Source organism: Spiroplasma endosymbiont of Polydrusus cervinus (assembly GCF_964019755.1).
Lineage (GTDB): Bacteria > Bacillota_I > Bacilli_A > Mycoplasmatales > Mycoplasmataceae > Spiroplasma.
Genome location: NZ_OZ026469.1, coordinates 949,687 through 975,848, shown reverse-complemented (window position 1 = coordinate 975,848; position 26,162 = coordinate 949,687). Strand labels below are relative to the sequence as shown.

General features: G+C 24.3%; 31 protein-coding genes. 6 read left to right on the top strand and 25 right to left on the bottom strand.

Annotated elements, in window-relative coordinates; translation table 4 throughout:
- Positions 1 to 71 precede the first annotated feature (71 nt).
- The 6 genes from AACK78_RS06245 to AACK78_RS06220 all read right to left on the bottom strand — a co-directional run bounded on the left by AACK78_RS06245 (position 72) and on the right by AACK78_RS06220 (position 8,979).
- A complete protein-coding gene (locus AACK78_RS06245) occupies positions 72 to 917 on the bottom strand; it encodes a type IV secretory system conjugative DNA transfer family protein (RefSeq protein WP_338955151.1) in 846 nt (281 codons plus the stop codon).
- A 4-nt stretch (positions 918 to 921) separates the two neighbouring features.
- Positions 922 to 2,133, bottom strand: coding sequence for a plasmid recombination protein (locus tag AACK78_RS06240; protein WP_338955149.1), 1,212 nt, complete (start codon positions 2,131 to 2,133; stop codon positions 922 to 924).
- A 130-nt stretch (positions 2,134 to 2,263) separates the two neighbouring features.
- Positions 2,264 to 2,653 carry a hypothetical protein gene (locus AACK78_RS06235; protein WP_338955147.1) on the bottom strand — a complete coding sequence of 130 codons (390 nt, stop codon included), beginning with the start codon at positions 2,651 to 2,653 and terminating at the stop codon, positions 2,264 to 2,266.
- 32 nt (positions 2,654 to 2,685) lie between these two features.
- Positions 2,686 to 4,785, bottom strand: a complete 2,100-nt coding sequence (locus AACK78_RS06230) for an Mbov_0397 family ICE element conjugal transfer ATPase (protein WP_422396891.1) — start codon at positions 4,783 to 4,785, stop codon at positions 2,686 to 2,688.
- Between the two features lie 60 nt (positions 4,786 to 4,845).
- Positions 4,846 to 5,349 (bottom strand): hypothetical protein, encoded by a 504-nt coding sequence (locus AACK78_RS06225; protein WP_338955144.1) that lies wholly within the window; start codon positions 5,347 to 5,349, stop codon positions 4,846 to 4,848.
- A 171-nt stretch (positions 5,350 to 5,520) separates the two neighbouring features.
- A complete protein-coding gene (locus AACK78_RS06220; protein WP_338955143.1) occupies positions 5,521 to 8,979 on the bottom strand; it encodes an Mbov_0399 family ICE element protein in 3,459 nt (1,152 codons plus the stop codon).
- 332 nt (positions 8,980 to 9,311) lie between these two features.
- Here AACK78_RS06220 and AACK78_RS06215 point away from each other — a divergent pair, with 332 nt between their 5' ends.
- Entirely contained in the window at positions 9,312 to 9,491 is a 180-nt protein-coding gene (locus AACK78_RS06215) for a hypothetical protein (RefSeq protein ID WP_338955141.1), read from the top strand.
- Positions 9,485 to 10,126: a transposase gene (locus AACK78_RS06210; RefSeq protein ID WP_338955139.1), complete on the top strand. Its 642-nt coding sequence runs from the start codon at positions 9,485 to 9,487 to the stop codon at positions 10,124 to 10,126. The genes AACK78_RS06215 and AACK78_RS06210 overlap by 7 nt, the downstream gene beginning before the upstream one ends.
- Positions 10,127 to 10,579: 453 nt before the next feature.
- On the opposite strand, the gene AACK78_RS06205 is transcribed toward AACK78_RS06210, so the two are convergent.
- The 17 genes from AACK78_RS06205 to AACK78_RS06125 form a co-directional block, all read right to left on the bottom strand.
- Positions 10,580 to 10,807, bottom strand: a complete 228-nt coding sequence (locus tag AACK78_RS06205) for a hypothetical protein (RefSeq protein ID WP_338955137.1) — start codon at positions 10,805 to 10,807, stop codon at positions 10,580 to 10,582.
- A gap of 3 nt (positions 10,808 to 10,810) precedes the next feature.
- Complete coding sequence (locus AACK78_RS06200; RefSeq protein WP_338955134.1) at positions 10,811 to 11,788, bottom strand: hypothetical protein; 978 nt, start codon at positions 11,786 to 11,788, stop codon at positions 10,811 to 10,813.
- A 191-nt stretch (positions 11,789 to 11,979) separates the two neighbouring features.
- A complete protein-coding gene (locus AACK78_RS06195) occupies positions 11,980 to 13,206 on the bottom strand; it encodes a hypothetical protein (RefSeq protein ID WP_338955133.1) in 1,227 nt (408 codons plus the stop codon).
- A 9-nt stretch (positions 13,207 to 13,215) separates the two neighbouring features.
- The gene (locus AACK78_RS06190; RefSeq protein ID WP_338955132.1) at positions 13,216 to 14,091 is read right to left on the bottom strand and encodes a PQQ-binding-like beta-propeller repeat protein; all 876 of its coding nucleotides are present in this window, start codon (positions 14,089 to 14,091) and stop codon (positions 13,216 to 13,218) included.
- A 2-nt stretch (positions 14,092 to 14,093) separates the two neighbouring features.
- Positions 14,094 to 14,621 carry a hypothetical protein gene (locus AACK78_RS06185; RefSeq protein WP_338955130.1) on the bottom strand — a complete coding sequence of 176 codons (528 nt, stop codon included), beginning with the start codon at positions 14,619 to 14,621 and terminating at the stop codon, positions 14,094 to 14,096.
- Between the two features lie 44 nt (positions 14,622 to 14,665).
- Positions 14,666 to 14,803: a hypothetical protein gene (locus tag AACK78_RS06180; protein ID WP_338955129.1), complete on the bottom strand. Its 138-nt coding sequence runs from the start codon at positions 14,801 to 14,803 to the stop codon at positions 14,666 to 14,668.
- A 64-nt stretch (positions 14,804 to 14,867) separates the two neighbouring features.
- Positions 14,868 to 16,520 carry an Mbov_0396 family ICE element transmembrane protein gene (locus AACK78_RS06175; RefSeq protein WP_338955127.1) on the bottom strand — a complete coding sequence of 551 codons (1,653 nt, stop codon included), beginning with the start codon at positions 16,518 to 16,520 and terminating at the stop codon, positions 14,868 to 14,870.
- A gap of 31 nt (positions 16,521 to 16,551) precedes the next feature.
- A complete protein-coding gene (locus AACK78_RS06170) occupies positions 16,552 to 16,842 on the bottom strand; it encodes an Mbov_0395 family pilin-like conjugal transfer protein (protein ID WP_338955126.1) in 291 nt (96 codons plus the stop codon).
- Positions 16,843 to 17,165: 323 nt separating this feature from the next.
- Complete coding sequence (gene dcm, locus AACK78_RS06165) at positions 17,166 to 18,425, bottom strand: DNA (cytosine-5-)-methyltransferase (RefSeq protein ID WP_338955125.1); 1,260 nt, start codon at positions 18,423 to 18,425, stop codon at positions 17,166 to 17,168.
- A 1,264-nt stretch (positions 18,426 to 19,689) separates the two neighbouring features.
- Positions 19,690 to 19,929 carry a hypothetical protein gene (locus AACK78_RS06160; RefSeq protein WP_338955123.1) on the bottom strand — a complete coding sequence of 80 codons (240 nt, stop codon included), beginning with the start codon at positions 19,927 to 19,929 and terminating at the stop codon, positions 19,690 to 19,692.
- Between the two features lie 12 nt (positions 19,930 to 19,941).
- Positions 19,942 to 20,172, bottom strand: coding sequence for a hypothetical protein (locus AACK78_RS06155; RefSeq protein ID WP_338955121.1), 231 nt, complete (start codon positions 20,170 to 20,172; stop codon positions 19,942 to 19,944).
- Between the two features lie 37 nt (positions 20,173 to 20,209).
- A complete protein-coding gene (locus AACK78_RS06150; protein ID WP_338955119.1) occupies positions 20,210 to 20,677 on the bottom strand; it encodes a hypothetical protein in 468 nt (155 codons plus the stop codon).
- A 15-nt stretch (positions 20,678 to 20,692) separates the two neighbouring features.
- Positions 20,693 to 20,941, bottom strand: a complete 249-nt coding sequence (locus AACK78_RS06145; RefSeq protein ID WP_338955117.1) for a hypothetical protein — start codon at positions 20,939 to 20,941, stop codon at positions 20,693 to 20,695.
- A 12-nt stretch (positions 20,942 to 20,953) separates the two neighbouring features.
- Positions 20,954 to 21,124, bottom strand: a complete 171-nt coding sequence (locus AACK78_RS06140; RefSeq protein ID WP_338955115.1) for a hypothetical protein — start codon at positions 21,122 to 21,124, stop codon at positions 20,954 to 20,956.
- A gap of 143 nt (positions 21,125 to 21,267) precedes the next feature.
- Positions 21,268 to 21,588, bottom strand: coding sequence for a hypothetical protein (locus tag AACK78_RS06135; protein ID WP_338955114.1), 321 nt, complete (start codon positions 21,586 to 21,588; stop codon positions 21,268 to 21,270).
- 314 nt (positions 21,589 to 21,902) lie between these two features.
- On the bottom strand, positions 21,903 to 22,055 hold the full coding sequence (locus tag AACK78_RS06130) for a hypothetical protein (protein ID WP_215825551.1): 153 nt from the start codon (positions 22,053 to 22,055) through the stop codon (positions 21,903 to 21,905).
- Positions 22,056 to 22,360: 305 nt separating this feature from the next.
- Positions 22,361 to 22,663 (bottom strand): hypothetical protein, encoded by a 303-nt coding sequence (locus AACK78_RS06125; protein WP_338955110.1) that lies wholly within the window; start codon positions 22,661 to 22,663, stop codon positions 22,361 to 22,363.
- 481 nt (positions 22,664 to 23,144) lie between these two features.
- Here AACK78_RS06125 and AACK78_RS06120 point away from each other — a divergent pair, with 481 nt between their 5' ends.
- The 4 genes from AACK78_RS06120 (at position 23,145) to AACK78_RS06105 (ending at position 25,444) form a co-directional block, all read left to right on the top strand.
- Positions 23,145 to 23,951, top strand: coding sequence for a hypothetical protein (locus AACK78_RS06120; protein ID WP_338955108.1), 807 nt, complete (start codon positions 23,145 to 23,147; stop codon positions 23,949 to 23,951).
- A 99-nt stretch (positions 23,952 to 24,050) separates the two neighbouring features.
- Positions 24,051 to 24,353 (top strand): hypothetical protein, encoded by a 303-nt coding sequence (locus AACK78_RS06115; protein ID WP_338955106.1) that lies wholly within the window; start codon positions 24,051 to 24,053, stop codon positions 24,351 to 24,353.
- A gap of 15 nt (positions 24,354 to 24,368) precedes the next feature.
- Entirely contained in the window at positions 24,369 to 25,001 is a 633-nt protein-coding gene (locus AACK78_RS06110; protein ID WP_338955104.1) for a hypothetical protein, read from the top strand.
- Between the two features lie 155 nt (positions 25,002 to 25,156).
- A complete protein-coding gene (locus AACK78_RS06105) occupies positions 25,157 to 25,444 on the top strand; it encodes a hypothetical protein (RefSeq protein WP_338955101.1) in 288 nt (95 codons plus the stop codon).
- Positions 25,445 to 25,469: 25 nt separating this feature from the next.
- Here the strand turns inward: AACK78_RS06105 and AACK78_RS06100 are convergent, their stop codons facing one another.
- Positions 25,470 to 25,649 (bottom strand): hypothetical protein, encoded by a 180-nt coding sequence (locus AACK78_RS06100; protein WP_338955100.1) that lies wholly within the window; start codon positions 25,647 to 25,649, stop codon positions 25,470 to 25,472.
- Positions 25,650 to 25,653: 4 nt separating this feature from the next.
- Positions 25,654 to 26,148: a hypothetical protein gene (locus tag AACK78_RS06095; RefSeq protein ID WP_338955099.1), complete on the bottom strand. Its 495-nt coding sequence runs from the start codon at positions 26,146 to 26,148 to the stop codon at positions 25,654 to 25,656.
- Positions 26,149 to 26,162: the final 14 nt, after the last annotated feature.

The following is a 26,162-nucleotide window of genomic DNA, read 5'->3' as shown; positions in this document are numbered from 1 at the left end:
ATAAAACAATTCAATAAATATTTATTAAATAATTTTATAAATTATTATTTTTGTTTTGTAATTTTGTGATTTTATGTTATTATCAAGATGGTTAAAAAAGATAAATTTTTCTTTTTCTTAGTTAGTTTTATTTTAATAGATAAAATATTTATTAAAATAAGACATCACCAAACGAATATTTTATTCCATCCTGTTATCATCATTTTAATAAAATCATCGTAAATTAATTTTAATGGATTTCAAGTATTTCCTTTCTCTAAATTACGAAAATCAATAACTTTTATTTTATAACCATTTTCTGCTAAAAACCCACTGGTTAAATTATATAATTCACCCTTAGGGTCGGTTATGATCATAGTTGGTTTGGTGGTTGATTTTCCGTTTAAATAAATTGTTGGTACTACTATTCCTTGTGTTTTTCCGCTTGCTGTTGAGCCAACAATAACACTATGAATATTATTTTTTAAGTTAAACAATAAATCTTTTTTATTTTTATTACAGCTAAAAACAAAACCAGTATTTTTATAATTATCTTTGATATTAACTTTATCACCAATATCATCAATTTCTTTTATACTTAATCACTTACTATCCCCAAAATCTATTTTATCGGTTGTTTTAATTGCAGTTTCTTTACTCTTCACTTTACTAAATAAAACAAAATAAAAAAACCAGCAATAAAAAGATAAACTTAATCCAACTGTTATTAATAATCCGTATTCACTTTTAATTATATAATTTCATCATGATAATATTTGAAATTGCTTAATTTCGTTGATAAATATTACCATTTGTTTTCAATTATTAAAAATTGAATAACCTATTCCAAATAATGTTAAACAAAAAATAAAAATTATTGGAACAAAACATAAACCAATTAATAAACTTATTTTTTTCTTTTTAATTTTATTTCACATATTTTTATAACTCTCTTTCTAGACTGCTCACCAAATCATAACCTTTTTGCATAATTGGATTGATTTTAAAAACCATTTCATTAAATTCTTGTTCAATTAAACTCATATTTTTAAAATCTGATTCTTTTGGGTTAGTGATAGTAGTGATAATCTTGTAGTATTTCATTTTTTCTGCTAAATCTAAATATTTAGTTAATTGATTTATTTCATAATCTGTAAAATTATTTTCATATCTTAAATATTGTTTAATTTCATAAATTAAACCATCATAATCATCACTGATACCTTTAATTTTGCTAAATTCTTCTATATTATCTTTGGTAGACCTATATTCATCAAATAGAGTATTAATTTCATTTTCTAACTTATTTCGTTCAAATTCTTTAACTTGCCGAAAATTCATCGCATTATAGCTACCTTTACCGCCGATTTCACCAGGTTCGATTTCATAACCTGCTTTTGTTAAATAATTAGCATGATAGCGATGAAATTTGTTTAGTAAATCATCTTTTTGTCTAATTGTAAAAAAACGATTACTACCACCAAAAAGTTTATTCTGACTAATTGTATATCTTTCTTCATTAAGTTTTTTTGAAAAACCTTTATTAATTGGAATTAAATCAAAATGAATATGGGGCGTTGTTTCGTCCAAATGGATTGCTGAATATAGATAACCCATATCTGTACCAAGATTATTTTTCATTCATTGTTTCATAAAATTAATTTCAATGTTAACTCATTCATTTAATTTATTCCAATTGATACTTTCAAGAATTAATTTTCCCATTTTACGTGTTCCAGTAAATTTATCTCATACTTGAATATCTGTAAATTGACATATTCCCATTTTTTCAAATCATTCCTGCCTTGTTCCCGGCAAAATAATGTCTATATAAATATTTTTCTTTTCACAATTATTTTTAAAACTTGTTTTTTGTGCTTCACTATATTTAGTTTGTTGTTTATTTCAATTATCTTCTAATAACTTCATTTTTTCAAATCTTTTTTGTTTTACTATTTCAAAACCTTTGCCATTGTTTGTTATTTCTTTTATGCCATTAACATAGTAAAAATTATATTTTGTAAATTCAGGGTTAACATTTTCGGGTATTTTAATTCTAAAATTATGCCGTATTAATTTATCAACGGCACCATTGATATATTTTTGATATTTTCCAATCGGTGGTGATGACTTAAATTTATATTCTTTTTCCATATTTTATTCCTCCTTATTTTGGAAATTTTTACCCTTTAAAATTTGTTAAATTTAAAAAGCCAAAAGTCCACTCATTATATCTTTTGGCTTTGCCAAAATATTTCAAAAATTTCATTTTTATTTTGTCTAATTAATTGTCTTTTTTTGGAAATTTATTACCATTAAAATATTTTAAATTTTCTTGGTATATTTGTTTTTTCTCGGCTTTTTTAATTAAACATTGTTTATTCAACGCCAACAAAAAAGGGTGCAGTTTTTCTCAATTAACCTCACCCTCAATTTTTCAATCTTTATTTTTAATATAAAAGTTTTGATTTCTAAAAATTGTAATAAAACAATAATCTTTGTTATATTGTAATTTAAAATATTTATTATTTATATTAATACTTGCATAAGGATACAATAAATCTTTTATCCTTAACTCAATTCATTTACTACCTTTATTATCATAATAAGGTTTTGTTAAAATTAAATTACTTGTCATAAGTTGATAACTTATATATTTTTCTGTTTCTTTCATTTTGATAGTTCCTTTCTTTTTAGTTTTTTATTTTAATTATCTTTTTTTCCAAATCCGGCTTTTTCTTTTTTGTTTGCTTGTATTTCAATCCGATATCTTTCAAATCCTGAAACAAAAAATAGTCCTTGTCCTTTTACACTACGAGCAATATAGTCTTTTTCTGCCGATGTTAATCCCCCATAACTTTTATATAAATTAATTACTTTTTCTAAGTCATTGGGTTTTAACCCCATAATAAATGAATATTGACTATTATTTATAATTGCTGTTGTTTTCTTTAAAACGGTTTCATTTTCTACAAAATCAGCGATATTTTGCGTTGCCACAACCAAAGCACCATTATATTTCCGAATCCTTTTTGTCATTTGGTACATAAAATTTAAAGCCACTTGATTATCTTTATCAATTGCTAAATGAGCTTCATCAACAATTATCACTATTTCATTATCATCTTTGAAACGATTTTCTTTTACTTCTTTTTTGATAATATTTAGCATTAAAATTAATTGTGCTGCGTTTGTTTTTTTGTCATCTAAGTCAAACAAATTATAAACATCATAAACAACAAAATTATTTTTAAATTTTATCGTTGTATGTCCATTTCAAAGTGCTTGATATTTTCCATCATTTAAAAAATCTGTGGTAATTAAATCCATAAACTCTTTTAAAAGTTGATTTTTATTATTTTTATATTCTTTTTCTAATAAGTCATAAAAATCACTCATAATTGGAAAATCAATGTTATTAATTTTGTTAATTTCGCTATTATTTGTAATGTTAAATTGGTGATATAATAATTTTAAATATTTTGTTAATAAATTAATTTCTCGCCCGTTAAAATCGGGATAAAGCGTTTTAAATCACTGCTCTAAAAATCGTAAATGATTTGATAATGGCGATGAATTAGCATTTTCCACATCATCAATAAAATTATTATCTAAAATTTGTAAGGGGTTTATTTTTCCGATCGAAGCATCTCCTGCATCAATTCAATTTCCATCATAATATTTGCATAATTCTTGGTATTCTCGTTCAGGGTCAATAACAATAACTTTACGACCCATCTTGATATGATGATTTATCATTTTTTTCATTGTAAATGATTTTCCCATTCCGGCTGTACCGAGAATAAACATATTATGGTTTGTTCTTTTGCTCGTAATTTTAAATTGATCTCACAACACAACATTACCCATATTATTCGTTCCTAATCACGCACCTTTTTTATCATATAAACCACTATCAATAAATGGAAATGATGCTGCTAGGGTACTTGTTGGCATTTCTCGGCCATATTTTTTTATTATGATTTTATTGTTATATGGTATAAATCCTTTTAAACCATTAAATTGTTGATATCACAATGGATTAACTTTAATATCCATTTCTTTTAATGCTTTTGTTAATCGTACTTGTGCTTGTGATAATGTTTTTTTATTTGTTCCATAATTTAAAAATAAAATATTAACATTTTTCAATAATTCACCGCCACCATTAACCTCATCAATTAAATGATAGTATGTTTCTAGTTCATAGTTATTTTCATTTGTATTAACATATGATTTTGTCATTACTTGTCTTGTTTGGGTTGTTTGAATAGCACTGTTTATTGCTTTTTTTGTTTCATCATAATTTAGAGGATTTATATTTCAAATGATAGTTTGTTCGTTTGAAAATAAACATGCCCCTCATAAATCATTAATAAATAAAGGATAGTCCTGAATGGTATTAATTGAATAATATAAATCATTTGCTATAAAATAATTTTTTTTAATATTTAGGTAGTTAAATTGCAATAATTTTGCTAAATTATCTTTATTTTTATTAAAATCTGTTTTATTTAATGGTTTTTCATGTGGATTTCACATTAATTTTAAGATTTTTGTTATTTCATAATTAGATAAAATATTACAATTAATTTTTCCTTTATATAATTTATCTTCTAAAAATAATATTTTTTCGTTTAAATCTTGTTCACTATTTCCGTACACAAAAAGAAAAAAACATTTTTCAGTTTTAATTTCATCGTTTATTTTAATTAATTCTTTTTTTAAAAAATTAATATTATTTTTAATTTGTTTTGTAATTTTTACAAATTGATTAAAACTAATTTCTTTGTCTTTATAACGGATTTGCGTTTTATTAATTTGTTTTTGTAAATATTTAATGTTATCATCAAAATTTAATGGTAATTATAACTTTAATAAAGTTATTGGAAAATTAGCAAATTTAAAAATATCTTGTAAATCTCTTAATCTTATTATTTGCTCTTCACCGCTTAATAAAGTAATGTCAAATCCTTTTATTTGAATTCCTCCAATTAGAGTCTTTTTTAAAGTACCTTTTAAAATTCCGTGAGTTGTAATAAAGTTATTGGTAATAACTTTATTATATGGTACCAGTAAGCTGGTTTTGTTTTTACTATATTTCTTACAACTAAATAAGTAATTAATTTTATAATATAAGCATTGTCACCCCTTTAAATTAGTTTTTTTATTTGTAATAATTAGTGGTAAACTAATTAAAATCATTATTGATGATGATAATAATTTTATTCATAGTTTTCATTGAAAACCAAATATAAACATAATTGTTAATCCAACTCAAACGGCAATTATTAAAACATCTGTTATTGTTATATTGCGTCAAAATCGGTATTTGGCGTCTTTTAGTTTTTTTGGTATTACATTTTTCATATTTTGCGCCTCTTTCTTTTAAATTAAAAACGACATTTAAAATGCCGTTTTAAAAACTATTTTCATATTTATAATATTTTTATATTTTAATAAAATAACTTTCAGCGCCTAATTTACCCCTTAAAATGCGTAATAAGGGTATTAAATAAAAGGGGAATAAACAGATATTATTTATTGTTTTTTTATTTCCTTTTTGTTTTTACTTTTTTTATTTTCTATTTTGCCCCCAATTTTTTTATTTAATTGATTTTTAATGATAATTCAAGTTATAAACCCACCAACTATCCCACAACTAATCAAAGTCATAAAAAATAAATTAACTGGTTTTTTTAAAAACTTTTTTCAACCACTTTCATTATTTTCATTAGGTTTGTTAGGATCTGGTTGTTTATTTGGTTTTTCTGGTTTATTTGGATTATTATTTTCTCCATTCCCGTTATTTCCGTTATTTCCATTTGGATTATTGGGATCAATTGGTTTATTGATAATGTTAAGTATAATACCCTCTGTTGGGGGAATTTCATTTGGTTTGTTGGGGGCATTTTCTGTTATTGGGTTGTTTATTAATTTATATGAAGCATTCCCAATAACTTTTAAACTATTATCCAAAGCATAAATAGTAATTTTTAACTCAGCACCTTTATTTTCTTGAATCTTTTTCATAAATTCCTGTAATTCATTATCATTAATATTAATCTTTTTTCCGTTTACTCCTTGCAATGATATTTGATAATCAATATCTTGTTTTAAGATTTCATCTAATTTATTAATTTTAAAACCTTGTTTAATATATTCCATAATATAATTATTAAAAATATTATCTTTTGTTTTATCTTTAAAATTATATTCTTGATTTTGATATTTAATTTTACTTAAATCAATTACTTTATTTTCATCATAATTTAAGTTGTTAATAACTTTAAATTGGTTTGTTTCCCCAATTAGTATCATTGATGTATTTAGTGCTTTTATTTTTATCATTATTTCTTTTGTTTGTTCTTGTTGATTAGTTATTAGTTCATTTAAATCATCATCAATTAATTTTTGTCATTGCTGATTTTTATATATTTGAATAATATAATCTTTGTTTATTGTTGCTAATAAACTAAGTTTATTTATTTCTTGTCAAACATATTTGTTAATTTTATCTCTAATAGTTTTAATATCTTTGGCATTCATTTTTAAAGCACTAATATTTAAATCATTTAATGCCTTAAAATTATTGATACTTTCATTGATTGCTAAATGATTGCGAATATCTGAAACATAATCTCGCCAATATGATAACACTGCTTCATAATTTAATTTTGCTAAATCATTGTCTGTGTTTCACTTTTTATAGTTAATCATATAATCTTTTAGATGTCTTCCTTGTGTTGTATTTCAAAAATCACTCGCATCTTTACTATCAACTGAATTTAAAAAATACTGATAATTTGAACTTTTATTTTTATCAACATAGATAAATTTGTGTTGATAAAATGGCGGTTGGGTATTACCATTTAAATCATTAAAGCGTTTTTGTTGAATAATAAAATGAAATCACCCAGCACTAGTGTTAACATCACCAGTTTTGTTTTTTTCTAATTGATAGCCATTTTCGAATTTAGTATTTAACTTTTCATTTGATAAATAACGAGTAACTTTTTCAATGTTGTCATTATTGTAAAAGTTTTCAAAACCAGCTCCGACTGCACTTGCTTCTGCTAAATAACCGATATCATAATCATTAATATTACTAGTTTTTATTAAATTTCCATCTTTGTCAATTGGATCTAATGGAAAAGGGGTGTTAGATTGATGTTGAACTCAGATTAATTGCTTTTTCGTCCCTGTTTCTTTATTAATTTCTTTATCATAATTAGGGTTTTTGATTGATTTATTTTCATTGCTAGGGTCTTTGATAAATTCATTTGTTAGTTTTTCATAGTCAATATTCTTTGGCCCTCATCCCATTAATTTTAATTGCAATGATGGGGTAATTGTTTCAATTAAAATTGTTAACTTAAAATTACCACCAACATCTCCCCCAATTTTAGGGTTTGGTCGGTGAATAATTTCAATTTCATATTTATTAACTTTTTCTTTATCATCAAAAGTATGTGTGTATAAACCATTAACAGCGTTTAAATTAACCCCATTTATTTTAACAATATCATAATCAGGATCATTATTATTTTCCTTTGGTTCGATATATTGAAAAAATGTTGTTGTATGATATTTTATTATTCCTTTATTGTATTTATTTTCCCTTCCCTCACCGTTATTAATAACTTCTTCGATATCATTAATCATTGTAACCCCATTTTTATCACTAATTTTTCCTGGTGTTATTAAAATTCGTTCTTGTAATTTACTTTTTCAATATTTTGCACTTAATGAAAAATTGAGTTTTGTTTTAAAAACTCAATTTTCTCATTGTTCTGTTAAATGATTAAAAATATTAAAACTTGTTTTAAGATAATAATTATTATTTTCTGTTATTAAAGCATAATTTGGTTTAATAAGTTTTTTTCATTCAATTATGCTTCCTTTTTTGCTTAAAACATTAAATATTTTATTATCTAAGATAGTTTTAATTGCATTTCAATTACTTTCATCTAAAATATTGGTTGATGTATCACTTTGATAAATAATTGTTTGTTTTAACTCGTTTTCTATTCTATTTTTGGCATTAGCAATATTATAATCGCTATTAAAATTTAAAGGTGTTTTAAATTCTCATATTTCAGAACTGCCATTTTGATAATTTTCAATATTAAAACTTGTTTTAAGATAATAATTATTGTTCCTTTTTTCTAATTGATAATTTGGGTTTAAAAATTCAATTCATTCCTGTGTATTATTATTATCATTTAGTGCTTTTCTGATTTTGCTATCCATTTGCTCTTTAATTTGATTTCAATTATTAGCACTTTGCGGGTTATTATCAATATTAGAATAATAACTAAGCTCTTTATTTAATTCGCTTATTAAACTACTTTTCATCTCATTAAAACTAAAACTCGTATTAAAAATCAATTTATTAACTTTTAATCAGGTTTTAGCTCATGTATTATGAGAATTTCATCCGTTTGTGGCTCTTGCATAAACCAAAAAATCAATTTTAATGCGCTCATCATTATTTTCTAATTGGTATCTTACATCTGCTCATCCTCATTCTGCATTTTGGGTATAACCTTGATAGTGATGAAAAATTTGGGATGTTTTGGCCATGCCACTTATTTGACTTAGATTGATATAATAGTAAGCATTATAATCAACCCTATCTGCTTGGTTATGATCAACATAACCCTCAAAATCTATTTGAATTTGTTTATACTTATTTTTAAAATCATTTCAACTACTTGCATAATCTAAAATATTAACATAATAGTATCCTGATTCTACTTTTTCTGTATAATCACCACTCCAAGTACCGCCAGTTTCGACATCAATATTATTATCTCAATTAATATTTTTCGTAAAACTTGGGGCTGTTGGGTTAAAACTTTTCTTTGCATTTTTATTTATAATTTGTTCTTGTTTTGCAATCGAAAAATTATCATTGAGGGATGATTTAAAAATAAGTGGTTCACTTATACCAATTGTGGCTGTTAATAACAATGGTACCAATATAGTTTTTTTCATATCATATAACCTCCTTTCTGTTTTAAAAAAATATATGTTTGTGTATTACTGAAATATAAAACCACGCAGATAAATGACCCCGCGGTAGATATTATGCAAATTCATTTTCTGAATTTATTAAATCTGGAATAACAAAAATTAGTAATTTTGAAATAACGGACCATAATGGTTAAGCTGGCTAACTATTAATGATAATTTAAATTCATTGACAAACTTTGTAAAAATTATTCAACAGCTTTAACAAAGTTTCTTTAATTTTGTAGAAAACTCTTGATATTTATAGAATATACCTAATTTTAGGTATATTTTTAATATATAGAGGTAAAAAATTGATGGAAAAAATAATTAAAGAATTAAAAAACAGTTTTACAGATGATCAATTTTTAGAATTTGCTGAAAAAATAAAAAAAGAAGAAGAGCTAATCAAAAAACAAAAACGTTTAAATGAAATTGATCAGAAATTTAGAGATAAAGGCATTATATGTCCTAATTGCAAATCTTTTCATTGTTAGGACAATCTAGCAAAATAATTTCTTGTTTTATTAAAACAACACCAAAAACCGCTTGGTATAATCGACAAAAACTAATCCAATCAAAACAATTAGAAAATACTCAATTAAAATTTAAAAAATTAAGTGGTCAAATCCAAATGGATGAAACTTTTATTAAAGAAATCCATAAAGGTAATTTTAAAGATAAATTTGATAAACGAAAAACTCATCTTGATCCATTTTCAACTAATACCAAATGTTGTATTCAAATGGCAGTTGATATCAATAATAATATTTTTGTTCAATCCACCAATACCAAACGATTACAAAAACAATGAATTATTAAAAATATGAATAAGCAATTAATTAAAGAAAAATCATTGATTTTTTCTGACATGCAACCATTATATTTATTAGTAGCAAAACAAACAAATTCTACTCTATATTCTACCAAAACTAGTATAAATCCTGATACTAGTTATCGAAAGTTAAGTAAGATTAGTAAATTACAATCTAGTCTTAAAGAAGCCTTAATTCATTATCATGGTTTAGGTTTCACTAATATTCAAAATTATTTAAATCTATGAAAATGAAAATACCAGCATAAAGGTTTAACACCAAAACAACAATCAACGGTATTATATTTCAACGTTTAAAAATTTAAAGCAAAATCATATTCTTACACAAAATTAGTTTTTAAATTGTCATATTGATGATTTTTTTTATTTCATCAAGAGTTTTCTACAAAATTAAAGCAAAGTTTTATTTTAATTACTTTTCCACTAACTATCTTATCATTTTTTTAAATGATGTCCGGTACATCCTAATCTAATTATTTGAAATATTTTATTTTTATTGCAATTATCACACATATTTTATTCCTCCTTTCTATTTTTAAAAATTATATATAGCTTTTTATTTTATAAAATATATGATCTATAAGATAAAAAAACATCAGCCGAATTGGCATAATAACAAATCATATTAACCATTCACTCGTATTGTAATTTTTAATTAAATATATTGAATTTGTTGCGAAAAAGTATATTCCAATTAAAAAATTGCCAACTAGAAAAACACATATTAAAAATATGAATTTTTTTTTTATTTTATTTCAAAGTTGGATATATTAATCCAATTCACAATCCAATTACTAACAAAAATAACACAAAACAACTTATACTAAAATATAATATTATTCGACAAGTTTTTTTGTATTTCGTTAACTCAATTTGTTTTTTCATTTTTTGCAATTTAATACCAAGAAACTTCCATAAACAAACAAACAAGCCGATTACGGCGATTGTTCCCATCATTCCAATTATTGTATTTAACATCATTTACACTTCCTTTCTTTTTTTATCTCTTATTTGTGGTAAATAACTTGTAAAGTATTCGTTTCAAAATGCTCATATTTTTGTTTGCATACTTTGTTTTGCTAATAACCAATATGCAAATCCCTCTGCCAATAACTCCTCATCATCACTCAATCCATAATTACTGTTAGCAAATATCCTTAACACTTTTTCTTTGTCTAGTTCTGCAAACTTATTTAAGTTATTAATTTTCTGTCCTAAAAATTGCTTTAAATAAAAAATATGATTGATTTTAAATGCTTCTCAATCATAAAAATAAAAGATATGTCCTAATTCACGGATTAAAATATGCAGAAAATTATTGGTTGTAAATTGTCCTTTGTGTCATTCACTATTTATTGTTTTTTCAAACGCACAAGATAAAACCTTTTTGTTTAGCAAAATAGTTTGGTGATTATTTGTTTGTCCCCAAACATTATCATCCCCATCAATCACATTTTCAATTTCTATTTTCCTTAAAATTGAATTAATCATTGTTTTATTTCAAATATTTGAAATAAAATTATAAAATAATAAGATAAGTTGTTTTAAATTATCTTGGTATTTTTGACAAATATTATTAAGTAAATTTTGTCAGTAATTTTGTTGTTCTATTTTTAGATAACTTTGTAGTTGTTCATAAGTACTAAATTCTGTTTTAAATTTAATTGCTAAATTATTATCTGCTTTGCTTAAAAAAACATTTGTTAACCGTTTGATAGTATCTGTCTTATATTGATTAAAGAAAGTTCCTTTATAACCTCGTTTTTGCATTAAAATAGGGTGGGATAAGTATCTTTTTTCTAAATCAATATTTGTTTCTAAATTAATTTTTAAATTATTTTTAAAATTATTTGGCTGTAAATGTGGTTTGTTGGTATCAATATTACCACAACCAATCAACGTCATTGTGTTTGCACATGACAACGAAAATATTACCAACAAACTAAGTAATTTTTTCATCCATTTTTTATCATCCTTTCTATTTTGCCAAAATAAAAAATGGCAATTTAATTAAATTGCCATTTTAAATATTTATTTATTAAAAATATTTTTCTAATATATCACAACAATCAGCCAAACTGGTTATACTTGTTCCAAATAAACTAATTGTACCTAAAATACTTAATATTTTTTTCATAAGTTTTCTTATTTTATACTACAGAGATAGTTACATCTGTTCTTATTTTGCTTTCTATTTCTGATGAAATAAGTGCTTTTCCATTAAAAGTTATACTATTATCTTCATTAATAATAATTTCATCTGGTAATAAACTATAATTTTGCAATATTTGTATTGCTTCTTTAATTGAAAATGTAACCATTTGTTCTTCATTAGAAGAACTAACTATTTTAGCAGTAACTGTCCCCATAACTTTTTGTTTTAAATTTAATATATTTTTATATTTATTAATTATTAATGGAGAATAATTAATTTGTAATTTTTCATTTGAGTTAAGTTCAAATTTATCACTAGACTCATTTAAATAATGTATAACTGTTTCTTGTTCTTGTTTATTTATATTTGATAAATCAAAATTATTTGATAATTCATTAATAATCTCATTATTTTCACTAACATTTGGATTTACAAATTCCACCAACTTCATTTCATCATCATAATTTATACTTCAACCATTTAATTTGTTTTCATTGTTTTTGTTAATTAGTCCTATTACAATTTGAAATGTTAATTTATATTTTGAATTATATACACAAACGGGTATATTAAATGATCTTACATTTGTAGTCTTATTAATAAATTCTTTATTAGAACATATACTTTTTTTATTAATAGATTTTGATAATGAATTTATTTTTTTTGTTACTTCAACATTTGAAAAAATTAAATTATTAGTATTAATATCTTTTATTTCTTTAAATTTTAAATTAGGATTTTCATCTCGAAATTTAAAAAATATTGCCTTTTTAATTAATTCATTTAAGTTAATAACATTAACCTCATCTTTATTTTTAATTATAAAATTAAAAATAAATTCATCAAAATATTTCTTGTTTTTTGATTTAATTGTAACTGATGTGTTTGTTTTGTTAATAACTTCTAATTGTGATATGTCTATATCGGGGTTTAAATAATTTAATTCATTTAAAATTGCATTATCAGAATTATCATTAATTTGTCCTAAATTTGAATCTAAACGGTACTCACTATATTCATAAACATTACCATCTGCGGATCCAAAATATAACTTATTATTGAAAACTACACCAGAAGATTCATTTCATGAATCTGTTGTAAATATAATTCTTTTTTGTCCTGTTACTGGATCATACTCATAAAAATTTTTATCTCCTGAACAAAAATATAATTTATTATTAAATATTACCCCAAAAGTTCGAATTTTTTCATTTGCTGTCATGACAACTTTTTATTGTCCTGTTACTGGATCATATTCATAAATATTATAATCATCTGAACCAAAATACAATTTATTTTTGAAAGCAATTCCGCCCCCATGAATTTCACCGTCTGTTCTAATAACAACTTTTTGTTGTCCTGTTACTGGATCATATTCATAAACATTTTTATCTGTTGCACCAAAATAAACTTTATTATTGAAAACTACACCAGAAGTTTGGACAGCCCCCTCTGCTATAATAACGATTTTTTGTTTTCTTGTTACTGGATCATATTCATAAACATTTTTATCTGTTGCACCAAAATATAACTTATTATTGAAAACTACACCAGAAAATCAAATTTCCCCCTCTGTTCTAATAACGATTTTTTGTTGTCCCGTTACTGGATCATACTCATAAACATTTTTATCTCCTGAACCAAAATATAACTTATTGTTTAAGCTTACACCAATGCCAAGAGATCTTATCCAATTACTTGCTGTCATGACAATTTTTTGTTGTTCTGTTACTGGATCATACTCATAAACATTATGATCATCTGAACCAAAATATAACTTATTATTGAAAACCACACCAGAAGATCAAATTTCCCCCTCTGTTCTAATAACGATTTTTTGTTGTACCGTTACTGGATCATACTCATAAACATTATGATCACTCGAACCAAAATAAACTTTATTATTTAATATTATTCCAGCAGATCTAATTATTCAATTTGCTTTAATTACAACTTTTTTTTTAATTATATTTTCATTATTGCTTCTTTTTTGTCTTTTATTTATTTTTGATTTTGTTTCTTTTTGATAAGGACTGGCAGCAATTGTTGTTGGTATAGTAGTTCCACTAATTGTTAATATACTTAATATACTTAAAAGTTTTTTCATTTTTATTTGTTTCCTTCTTTTAATTTTAGTTCTATTTCTAAAATTTCTTTTTTTAAGCGTAAATTTTCATTTTCAAGGGTTAAGTCAGGTTTCTTTTCTTGTTGTGTTTGTATTTCTTTTGCTTTCAATGATTCTAATTCTCTTTTTAATTTTGCAATTTCTGATTTTTGTTTAGTAATATTTTCTTCGTAGTATTTTATTAATTTATGTGTTGTTTTAGATGGTTTATCTATTTTATTTCATTTTGTTTTATTTTCACTTTTTCTTCATATTTCATAATATTCTATTTCTTGTTTATAAAGAACAAATTTACTTTCATCTTCTTCTAATTCTTTTTCGCGGATTTGAATGCGATATTTGAGAAATGGAATTGCTCCGCTTTTATATTCGTCGTATCATTCTCACGCTTGATCTCATCTTATTTGATTATATTCAAATCTTCTGGAATGTAAATTTCCAATACCATCAACTGGTTTTAATCATCGATATTTAGCGGTTGTTGGGACACTACGACCAAACTTTTCTAACACTCACATGACATTATTTTTGTCATCATCATTTAATCTATCAATGCTTAGCGGAATATTGATGGATGAACCCCCCCGAGTGCATCAATAATTGCAGCATGAATTTCTCGCAAATGTTCTTTATTTTGCATTCTGGCAACGCATTCTCAGTTGACTTCGCCACCTAATAATCGTCATAATCCCATGATTTATCAATCCTTTTAATTAGATTATACACATATTTATTGTTTTTGTCAGGTGTTTTTTAAATTATGACTTTTTCTTTTCTGCTTTTTTGGTTGCTTGTTCTGTTCATTTTTTGTTTCTAGTATTTTGTTTTGTAATATGACTACCAATATTTTTATTAAATTTATCTTCTTTTTTATAAACTTTTTTAACTGGTTTATTATGTTTTGCTTGTTGCTTATTTTGTGGATTAACAAAAACAAAACTATTATTTGGAATGTTTAATTTATTTTTGACTTTACTTACTTTACCTAGTTTTTTATTTAAAGACTCAGTTTTTCAATCACTTAAATCTTTTGTATTTCTTTTGTTTTCTTGATTTCCTTTGCTAGTCAATTGTGGATTAAATCTTTTACCAATTGCTTTGAATGGTGTTGCAACTCCAATTCCAATTTGGCGGAAGAATCCTTTTGTTCCACCGCCGCGAGCAGCCCCCACTAGTTTACTTGTGGCAAGTGTTGTGACTCCAAGTCCGAAGCCTGCTAACCCGACAATCCCAGCACGCGAACTCATTCCCTCGGTAGCGTGTCAGAAATGGCGAAAGTCAAGTGGTTTTTCTTGGCGAGATTGACTGTTTGATGTTTCATTATCCCCTCAATCACCATCGCCATAACCCATCGCATTCATGGTTTTATCTGCCATACTAGTACCACCCATTGCCATTGCTCGTTTGGCTCTTTTACTTTTGGCAAATCCGAATGCTTTTCCTGCCATTTTAGCAGCCCCCATTGCCATCATTCCACCAGCAACAGTTGATTTCATTGAACTCATACCTTCCCGAACACCAGCTGCTTCACCAATTAAGTTGGCAACAACATCCGAAAACGCCATTACTGCCAATCCGCCACCACACATCATCAGAATAACAAACAATGATTTTCCAATTCCCTCAATGCCTAATCCTGCTAAATTAGTGCTTAAAATTGTTTGAATTGTTGTCATAAAAATAAAATATCCTGTTAAAGTGGCAGTTGATGCTAGAAATTTTGCAATTACCATATCTTTTCAAATAAATGCTCCTTTACCATTGTCAATAGTCATGGCAACCATTACTCATGGTGAAATAATAAATAAGAAAAAAAATTCGATTATTTTTTGTACCAAAACAATTCCAATCATAAACATTGCAAATAACATAAATCATACTCCAAAAACTTCGGCAATCATATTAAAATCACCAATATTATCAGGATAGGAATAATTGCTTGGTATATTATCGCCACCACCATCTCAATTGGAATTTCCAATATTGTATAGGTAATTGGCAATATTTCCGTTTTCACCCCCAAACCCCGATGTAATCATTTTGGCAATGTTGGCCATTGCAAAATTTGCCAAAAAGAAAAATATTGGAATGAAAAAAATAAAAACAAACGCTTTACTACCATTTTGTAAAGCAACAATAAATTTTGTTTTTGTTTCGGTAGCATCTTGAAACAAAATTTTAATCATGGTAATTGTAAAAATTAAAGCAAATAAACAAACAGCACTAATTACAAAATATCAGAATGCCATTGGGATATTTTGAAAACTAAATTCTTGTTTTGATCCAAACATTAAATCACCAACCACACCGCCCGTTAAATAATTTAGGACGGTGTTAAATGATGCGATTAATTGCAATGGCCCTTGTACAAAAATTGATCATATTAATTTATACAGTGCATTAACTATCATTTTTTATCACTTCCTTTCATTTTTATATAAACTATCCGCCAATCGCGGGATTATATCCTTTATAAGCTTGCAGAAAAACATTAATTATGGCAATTACTACCAAAGAAGCAATAATTCCGACAATTGGTCATTTTAAAGCACCTAGATCATTTGCTCGCGCCTCTGGATTATCGGCATTTCGCATTATTGAAATTAAAATAATAATTAATTTTCAACCTGCAAATATAACTTGCAATGTTAGAATAACTCCCAAAACAATATTAGTTCACATTATGGCAACATCAATTATTCCGCTAAAATCTGCTGTGTTGTTTGCTTTCACATTTTCGTCCTCCTTTGTTATTTTAAAAATTTTCTTTTGTTAAATTTATTAATTTTTTTATAAAAATTATTTTTCTTCTTTTGATAATATTGTTGTTGATTATTAAAGTAATTTTTAATATTGTTTTTCTTAGCCATTTTTGTCTTTCCTTTCGAAAGGTAGAAAAAATAAACGCAATAATAAATCACCTAATATCAGATCACAATCAATTCCAAGGGAAATTAAAAACAAAATAGGGGAAATTACTAGCAACAAAATTCCGATTATAATTGTCAAAGGATATAAAATCCATTTTCATCAAACTTTTCTCTTATTTTGCATCTTTAATTTTTCCTTTCTATTTGAAACATTGCTGTAAAAATTCTTTCTAGCACATCCACAACAATACTATTGCCAGCTTGTTTATAAAGTTGGGTTTCTGAAACAACTTTGCTTGCTTTATCAAAGTCTTTATTACTAAATCCCATTAATAATCAACATTCTTTTGGAGTTAATACTCGCAAAAAATATTCTTTTTCATTAATTAAAAAAGATAGTATTTTACTACTATCTTGTTGTTGTAATTTATGTTTATCAACGATGATTTTATTGATATTACTTGCTGCGATTGTTCCCATATAGTTATTTTCTGTTTTTCAAAACCGATTATATGAACCATTAACTAGTAAACCATCTTTTGCTCGTGGTAAAACAATAAAATTTCTATAATTTTTAATTGGAGTTGCAATTTTTGCTGATTTTGAATTTGTAGTTAATGTATCTAGATATGTATTTTCATTACTAGCATCATATACTCTACTTTCTTGTTGATAAGAATTAAAGTCTATTTCCATTTTGCCACGAGCATTAAATTTTATATCATTGGGAATTGCAATAATTCCAGCGTTTCCTCATCGCATTTGTTTTGTTGTAATTGTATAAGCACATTGTTCAATAATTTTAAGTTTATTGTTTTCAATTGCTTTTTTCATTGATTCTTGTCTAATAAAATATTTTTCATTTACATTATTTTCTAAAATATCTTTTACCAAAAATTTTAAATTACAAGGTTGGGGATATTGAAATGTAAAATCTTGCTTTAATGTTGAAATCATAAACAATCTTTTCCGATTTTGGGGAACTCCATAATCTTTGGCATTCATTGTAAAATATTGGTTATAATATCCTAATTCACCAAGTTGATTTTGAAGATTTTGAAATCCGACAAAAAACTTTTTATTTAATAAATTTGGTACATTTTCCATTAAAAGATATTTTGGTTTAGTTGGCATTGTTTTTATTAAATCAACAACCTTGTAAGCTAAACCACTTCGCTTGCCATTTAATCCTCGCCCATTATTATTGGCATTTGATATGTCTTGGCATGGAAATGATCAAGTTATTAAATCAGCATACGGTAAAGTTTCTAGTTTAGTAATATCTCCTAAATTTTGTGTGTCATAATCATTAAATATTGCTCGATATGATTTTTCAGCGTATTTATCGTTATCACAAAATGCAATTACTTTGTGGTTAATTCCAATCTTTTCTAAAGCTTTTCTTTGACTTCCAATCCCAGCAAATAATTCAATTATTTTAAGCATAACAAACCATCGTTCTTCTAATTTTTCTTTTATCTAAAATGATTCATGGATTGGGATGCCTATAAGAACAAAAAAATAATATTTGGGTATTGTTTTCATTATAAATATGATGGACATATTTACACAACGGACAATTTATCATTTCTGCACCTCTTTCTAAAAAAACAAGATATTAGTTATCTTGTTTTTGTGTTATTTTTATTATTTTTGTTTTGTTTTTTATTTTCAATTAGTTCTCAAATACAAAATAACAAATCAAATATTATTTTTCCAATAAAAAGAATATCCACAACAACAAGGATAATGTATATAATTAAACGGAAAAAAGCAATCTGTATTCCTCATTCGTTATACTTAAAACTAGATGATGGCCATATTTTAAAATAAAAAACAAAAATGTTGTTGTTATTGTTATCAATAAACTCGTTAAACAAATTTTAAAAATATCATTTTTTCCTCCTTTTTTAAAAAATTTTTTCACATTAAATTTATTCCTTTCTTTTAAAATTTATATATAATTTATTTAGATTTATATTTTAGTATTTTATTAAAATCAAATTAATGGGGTAAAAATGAAAAAAAGTACTAAGCATTTGTTTGTTTGAATTTTATATTGTATTTTCATATTTTCGAGTTTTATTATTATTGCTGTGCCTTTGTTTTCTATCTTATTTTCTTTATTATTATTAATTTCAAATTTTTTAATTAAATTAGAAAATCAAAATTGATTATTATATACTATTTCAATAGGAATTCCATTTTTTTTCAATATATTGTTGGTTTATAGTAAAGAGTAATTTTGGAATAATAATTGCTAATAAATTTTGAATATTAAATAATCATAAAATATTAACTATTAAACATTTAGATATGTATATAGAATTAAAAAATAAAATAAAAAATCAATGTATAGAATATGAAATTAATATTGAAAATCATTATTTTTTAAATAAAATAGATAAAATTATAACTAACTATTTAAATTTTTTGAAATAAAGTAATTACTTATCTTGTTTTATTTTTTTGTTGTCTATAAATTCTGAAATTTCACTCAAAGTAAATACTATAAACAAACCAACAAAAGCAGAATTATAACAACAGAAACAAATATATATTGAAAAAATTAATAAGTTTTCACTTGAATATCATTCTCTACATAAAATTAAAACTGTGGTCATTAAAACACACATTATAATTGATATGCAACTAAAAAATAATCTTAATTTATTAATTTTATATTTTTTCACATTAAATCATTCCTTTCTTAATTGTTTTTAATTTCATCTAAAATAATTTTTGTATTTTTAAACTTTGTTTGAATTTTTTCTAAATCTTTCTGATCAAAATCACTATTTTTAATTTCGTTTAGTAAATTTAAAGCACTATTTAAGTTGTTAATTTGGTTTTCTAACAACTTAATTGCTTGTTGTTTTTGTTCCTCAGTAAATTTGTTTTCTTTTTGACATAGTAAAATTTGATATTCACAATTATTTAGTTCAGACATTTTAATAAATTTTTATGCTTGTGTTTGTTTTAGTTCTGTTTGATAATCTGTTTCGTTTTCATAATCATTTTTACTATTTTCAAATTCTTTAATTATTTCATCATATTCTTTGGTTTCTGCTGTAATTTCTTGTTTTAATTTTTCATAGTAAAAAACATCTTTTATTATTGGTTTATTCGGTTTTGTTGGTGGTAAGTATGGTTTGTTGTTATTTGCAATATTACCACAACTAATCAAATTCACCGTGTTTGTACACGATAACAAAAATATTGATAACAAACTAATTATTTTTTTCATATTTGTTGTATCCTAAATAAAAACCATTATCTCAATAATTGGGGTTATCAATATTTTCTAAATCTTCTAGTAATTGTTTTAATTGTTCTGATGTTAATTTTTGTTGTGTTGTTTTGTTATCATAATGATTGTTATATTCATTTAGTAAATCATTATTAGCATAATTTTTGCTTTGTAAATTAAACTGTTTTTCATTTTCTTGTTTTAATTTTTCAAAATATAAAATTAAATTTTTTCCCACAATATTACCATTTTTATTATTAACCCTACTATGAACCATATAATTTTTATTTTCATCAATTTCTAAACTAAAATAATTTTGATAACTTGATAAACCTAAACAATTTTTATCTAAAACAACGCAATCTTTTTGTTTGTTTATTAAAATGTGTGTTTTATTATTTATTTCTTGTGAAATTATATTTTGGTTTAAATAAATTTTTTTTATCATATTTAATACCTCACTTTATTTTTTACATTTTTGGCATTTATAGAATTTATTAAGCGTTAATCATTCTGAATTTAAAATAGCGAACTCTTGTTCACATCTAATACAGTCAATAATTATATTTCCATTTAATTTTGCTTTTGGTTTTGAATAATCTTTTTTATGATAATCACCTCGCTTTTTTGCTTTTAATTTTATTTTTCCTAAAATTAATATCCAATAGTAGTTTAAAAATAAATAATTAATTAAACCATAGAACCGCTTCATAACGAACTGGTTCTATATTTTTGTCTGGATCTTTTTTCAATTAATATCAGATAAATGATTTACCACTATATAACCAAATTTATCTTCAACATAATTTTCTATAATTTCATTTCACGATTTTTCTTGTAATTCTTTAAACTTTTTTATTAAATATTCATCAATATCTTTTATATTATCTATCATTCCGCTTGATCAACAATATTCCGTTCAATATTGTTCTAAACTAAATTTATATCAAAAGTTTTCTTTTTCTTAATGATCGGTATTTTTTGAAATTAAATCCGTTATTTTATAATGATCTTTTATATTATCTGAATCTTTTATAACTAAATACATGTTTTATCCTTCTTACTAGGTAATCTGTCATATAATGAATTATCTTTTAAATTAATTATTCTTTCTCATCCACAAGTTCGACACTTATTGTCAAAAGGAAATTCTTCACCTCTACAATTAATACAATATTTATATACTGTAAAATTTTCTTTATATAATTGTGTTTGTTGTAATTCATATTTATCACATACAAGAATTTCTCATTCTTTTTCTAAATTTTTAATTTGTTTATCTTTTTCAACAAGTTCTTTTTTAAGTTTTTCATTTTCTTCTTTAATTTTATCAAATTTAATTGATTCTGTTATATTCATTATTTGAAACCCTCATTTCCAATATAATTATTTTTTGAAAAAAAATAATTATTACTGTATCATAAATCTTTACAATCGTCGTCTATTTTATAAAATATTAAGTTTAAAAAAATAAAATTTTAATATTCAGTATAATAAACATCTTCAAATCATTCTGTTTTTTCACGATGGTTAACTTTGTGAAACTGATTTGGTGTTCCACATTTTTTGCATTTAATAAAAGTATTTTCAGACATACTTTTTCATCTCCTTTATTTTTTATTTATCAAAAATAAAAAACCAACTAATTTTAATAAATAGTTGGTTTAATTTTTTTATCTTATTTGATTTAAGATATTTTCAATATTGTTAACTTTGTCAATTAAAGCTTCCATAATTTGTTCTAAATTGCTTAAATTGTTTTCTGTTGTTGTTTTAATTTCGTTAATTAAATCACTAATTGTATTTTTGATATTATTTTCGAGCATATATATTTTCCTTTCCTCATTTATTTTTTTGTTATATAAAAATAGAGAGTAAACAATTGTCTTACTCTCTCTCTTTTCTTTTTGTTTATCATTAGTTATTTGTTAAATAACTTTATTGCTTTTTCTCATTTAGGTAGAGTTTCCCTTAGGCATTGGTTTGGTTAATCACTTGCGACTACTCTTCTGCCCCGTGTAGTAATAATTTAATTAGTTGATTAACCTTATCAGATATCCTCCCACTTCGTTTATTTTTTAGTGTTCCAGCTTGACCACTTTGTGAAATTTCTTACATCTATATATATTTCCTAATTTTTGATATTAATAATTTTCCATTTATTTTGTTCAAAAATTAATTTTTTAATAATTTGATGATTATTTTGGCATTGCAAAGTTAAAAATCAAAGTTTAGCATTTATTTTTTGTTTATTAATAAATTCTAACCTTGCTAAACAATGCCGAGCATATTTTTTACAATATCAACCACCTTTTCTATTTTTGGTTAATTTTGTAAAGTACTCATTGATATAACACTGACATTTATTAATTGATATTGTCTTATTTGCTAATTTAATTTTTAACTCTTTTCAACAGAGTTCTTTTAAAGACACTTTCAAAACCTCCTTATAAATAGTAAGATTTCTAAATTTTTTTATTGTGGAACACTTACCATTTGACCATTGCAGGTTAAAGATTTATCCCCAAACCACGATAACTCTTTTATATTGCCTAAAAGAATTGCCTCCATTATGTCGTAGCGGTACGGCCACCCCTATATTGTTTATCCTCGCTTGCTTGGTTTAACGACATTCCAAGTAGGAGAGTTTTATTCGGTTGGTTTTGCTATTATTTTTTTAAACTAAGCAAGGTTAACGACAATTTTAACCTAATTAAAAAAGACTTATTTTATCTCAGTCTTTTTCTTAGTAGTTTTTTTAAAATTCTCACCAAACGATTTCTTTATGCGGTCAAGTATGTTTTATAAAACTAATCAAACTATTAAAAAAATTAAAAAAGTACAAAGAAAAGTTAATAGTTATAAACTATCTAATTTAAGAAATAAATATCGAAATCAATTAAGGGGTGTTTTATATGGAAAATAATTTAAGTAATTTGTTATTTATAACAGTTGAAGATGTTAAAGAAAGTAACCTTTGACAACCTATTAATGACCGTAAGCAATCTGCTTATAATGATAATTTAATTTATAATGCTATTTTAAAAACTAGTTTATGAATGGATAGATTATCAGGTGGCACAATTTCAGATAAGATTAATAAAAAAGATTTATTTCCCTGAGTGAAAAAAGATAATACTGGTTTAATTGAATATGATAAATGATTAAGTTATATTCAATCTGCTTGTTTATTAGCAGTTATGAATTGATATTTACCAAAAGGTGTTAATGATTTAACTGGTAGTGCATCTTTTTCACAAGGTGGAGTTGCTTATTCACAAACTAATGACCCCGAAGCAAATGAAAATATTACTAGAGATGTTAAAAATGCTTTAAAATTAGCTGGTGAAATAATTGATATTATATCTAGTAAAACGGTTGATAGACCATATAATTATCATTTAGGGAATTATGCTCATTCTTGAGAAGAAGAATATAAATATATTACTAAAAAAACATTTTATGACAGTTTATTATTTTATTTAAAAGAAAGAGTGCAAACTGATAACACTATTAATATTACTCATCCAACAATTATTGATTATAGTAAAATTGATTATAATGAATATATTAAACTTGTTGTTCCGTTTGATAATGATACGATTTATTATGAAAATAATGTATGAAAAGCAAAACAATGTTCAAGTGTAGAAACATCAATTGATAATAAAACTATTATTAAAAATGACCAACAACAATTAATGGTATCAGATGTTAAATAAGATAAATTAATAAGTGGAACAAATATTAAAACTATTAATGGGAATTCATTATTAGATAATGGTGATATATCTATTAATACTGATAATGATTGAGAAGTTGTGAATACTAGTGATTTTATATCAGATAGTAGTCATTATTATGACATTAAAAACTATGATAAAGATAATTATAGTTATCAAGTTTTTGTTCAAAATAATGAAAATAATCCAACTGGTGGATATGGTGGTATGGTTACAACACATCCTAAATTTCCATTTTCGGTTAAAGCTCCAATTGAAACAAATGATGGATTATATTTTTATGTATCATTTTCGCAAGGAAGAGTTATATCATATAAAAATCAATACGGAACACCTGCAAAAATGCAAGCATTATATATTCAAAGAAAAAAAGTAAGTTAGAAAGGAATTTAATTAGTGAAACAAGATAAAAAAACTTGATTAAAGGGTGTATTACCTTGAAATTGATTTAAAAAAGATCCTATTCCAACTTATAATTGAACTCATAAAGATATTAGAGAATGAGAAAGAAAATATAAAATTCGTAGTTGAGTAGTTAGTTTTTATACATTAATATTTTTAGCATTAAATTGTTGGTTAGAATATGGAATGATTGATGCAATTAAAGGAAAAATTGATTGATACAATTATGGTCAATATTGAGGTAATGGCATCGCTATTTTATTAACACCTTTATTTATCCATGGAATTCAGGGTATATTTGTTGCTAGTAGTAAACCGAAAGTAGATATGAAAATTGATATTCCACGATTAAAATTATCTAAAATGGGATTATTATTTACAATTTTACCTTTAATTACTTTAATAATTTCTTTAATTATTATTTTAATTGATAAATCAAAATGAAAAAAAGACCATTTAAGATATTGCTTAGATTGTCGGATTAATCCGCGCGTTATTCAACCAAGAATAGCAAAACAATGAAATAATTTAGATGGTATAACAGAAGAAATATTTAAAAATATACAAGATGAAAATATTAAAAAACAAAAACAAGAAGAAAATAACGATAAAAATAAATATAAATAATAATTATGAAACTAATAATTAAATTTTATTAAAATAGACTATATATAGGGGTGGTAGATATTTTTGGGTGGTTATATAGCTTAATTTATAAATTATTTTGTTCTGAAAGAATGGATGGCCACTGTTTGAGTAAGGATAAGAAAGGAAGCAAAAAAATGAATGAAACATTAATGATTGCTTTACTTGTGTTAGCTGGCGCAGGGGGGGTGGGTAGTCTTGGCATTCTTGGATTATCTGCTAAAAAAGTTAAAAAATATAAAGCAGAAATTAGAGAATTAAGAACGGCTGTTATTGCCCACGAAAAATATTTACGAGGGCCTGATTATGCAACAGAATTAGTCCTTAAAACAGGACAAATTAAAAATGTTAAAAAACAAGTTAAAGTAAACGACAAAAAACAAGCACAAAAATATGCTATTAGAAAACTAACAAATAGTATTTAAAAAAATAACCAATTAAGGTTATTTTTTATTTTTCTTTGTTGTGACTTATATAAAAATTAATAAGATGTTCTATTCGTTGCGAATAAGTATCAAAGTTAGATAATTGATTTCAAACTTTTTCTTCATTTTTATTTAAGTAAATATTAACATTTCGAATTTTACAAGAATAATATTTTCCTGTTTTTTGATTATATGATTTTTTCATAATATTAAACCTCATAATTAGCAATAATAATGGCATCTCGTAAATGATTACTTATTTTCTCATTATTATATTTTCAACCTTTACCATATTGATAAATTAAATTACTATCTTTATCAAATTCTCATATACAACTATCATTATATTTACTTAAATTTTCCATATTTTTAACAACTGATTTAGTGTGTTTTGGTGAAACAGTAGCAATATATCCTTGTATTTCTAATGAACCTAATAGTCTTAATAAATTATCTCTATCTTTTGAGCCATTGGCATTTGTATATAAACAATTTTCTATAAAAATTAAATATTTTAGTTTATTATTATTTGATAATATTTCCTCAAGTGGTTTTTCATTTTTCAAATAATTTATAATAAATTTAGAGTGTTCTTTTCAATCTTTGTTTATAAATTCTTGTTTATCTAATAACATATTATCTTTAAAAGCAACAATAGCCGTAGTGCCAGTTCCTGATGGGTCAATACCCATTTTTATTCCCATCTTGATCATTCTTC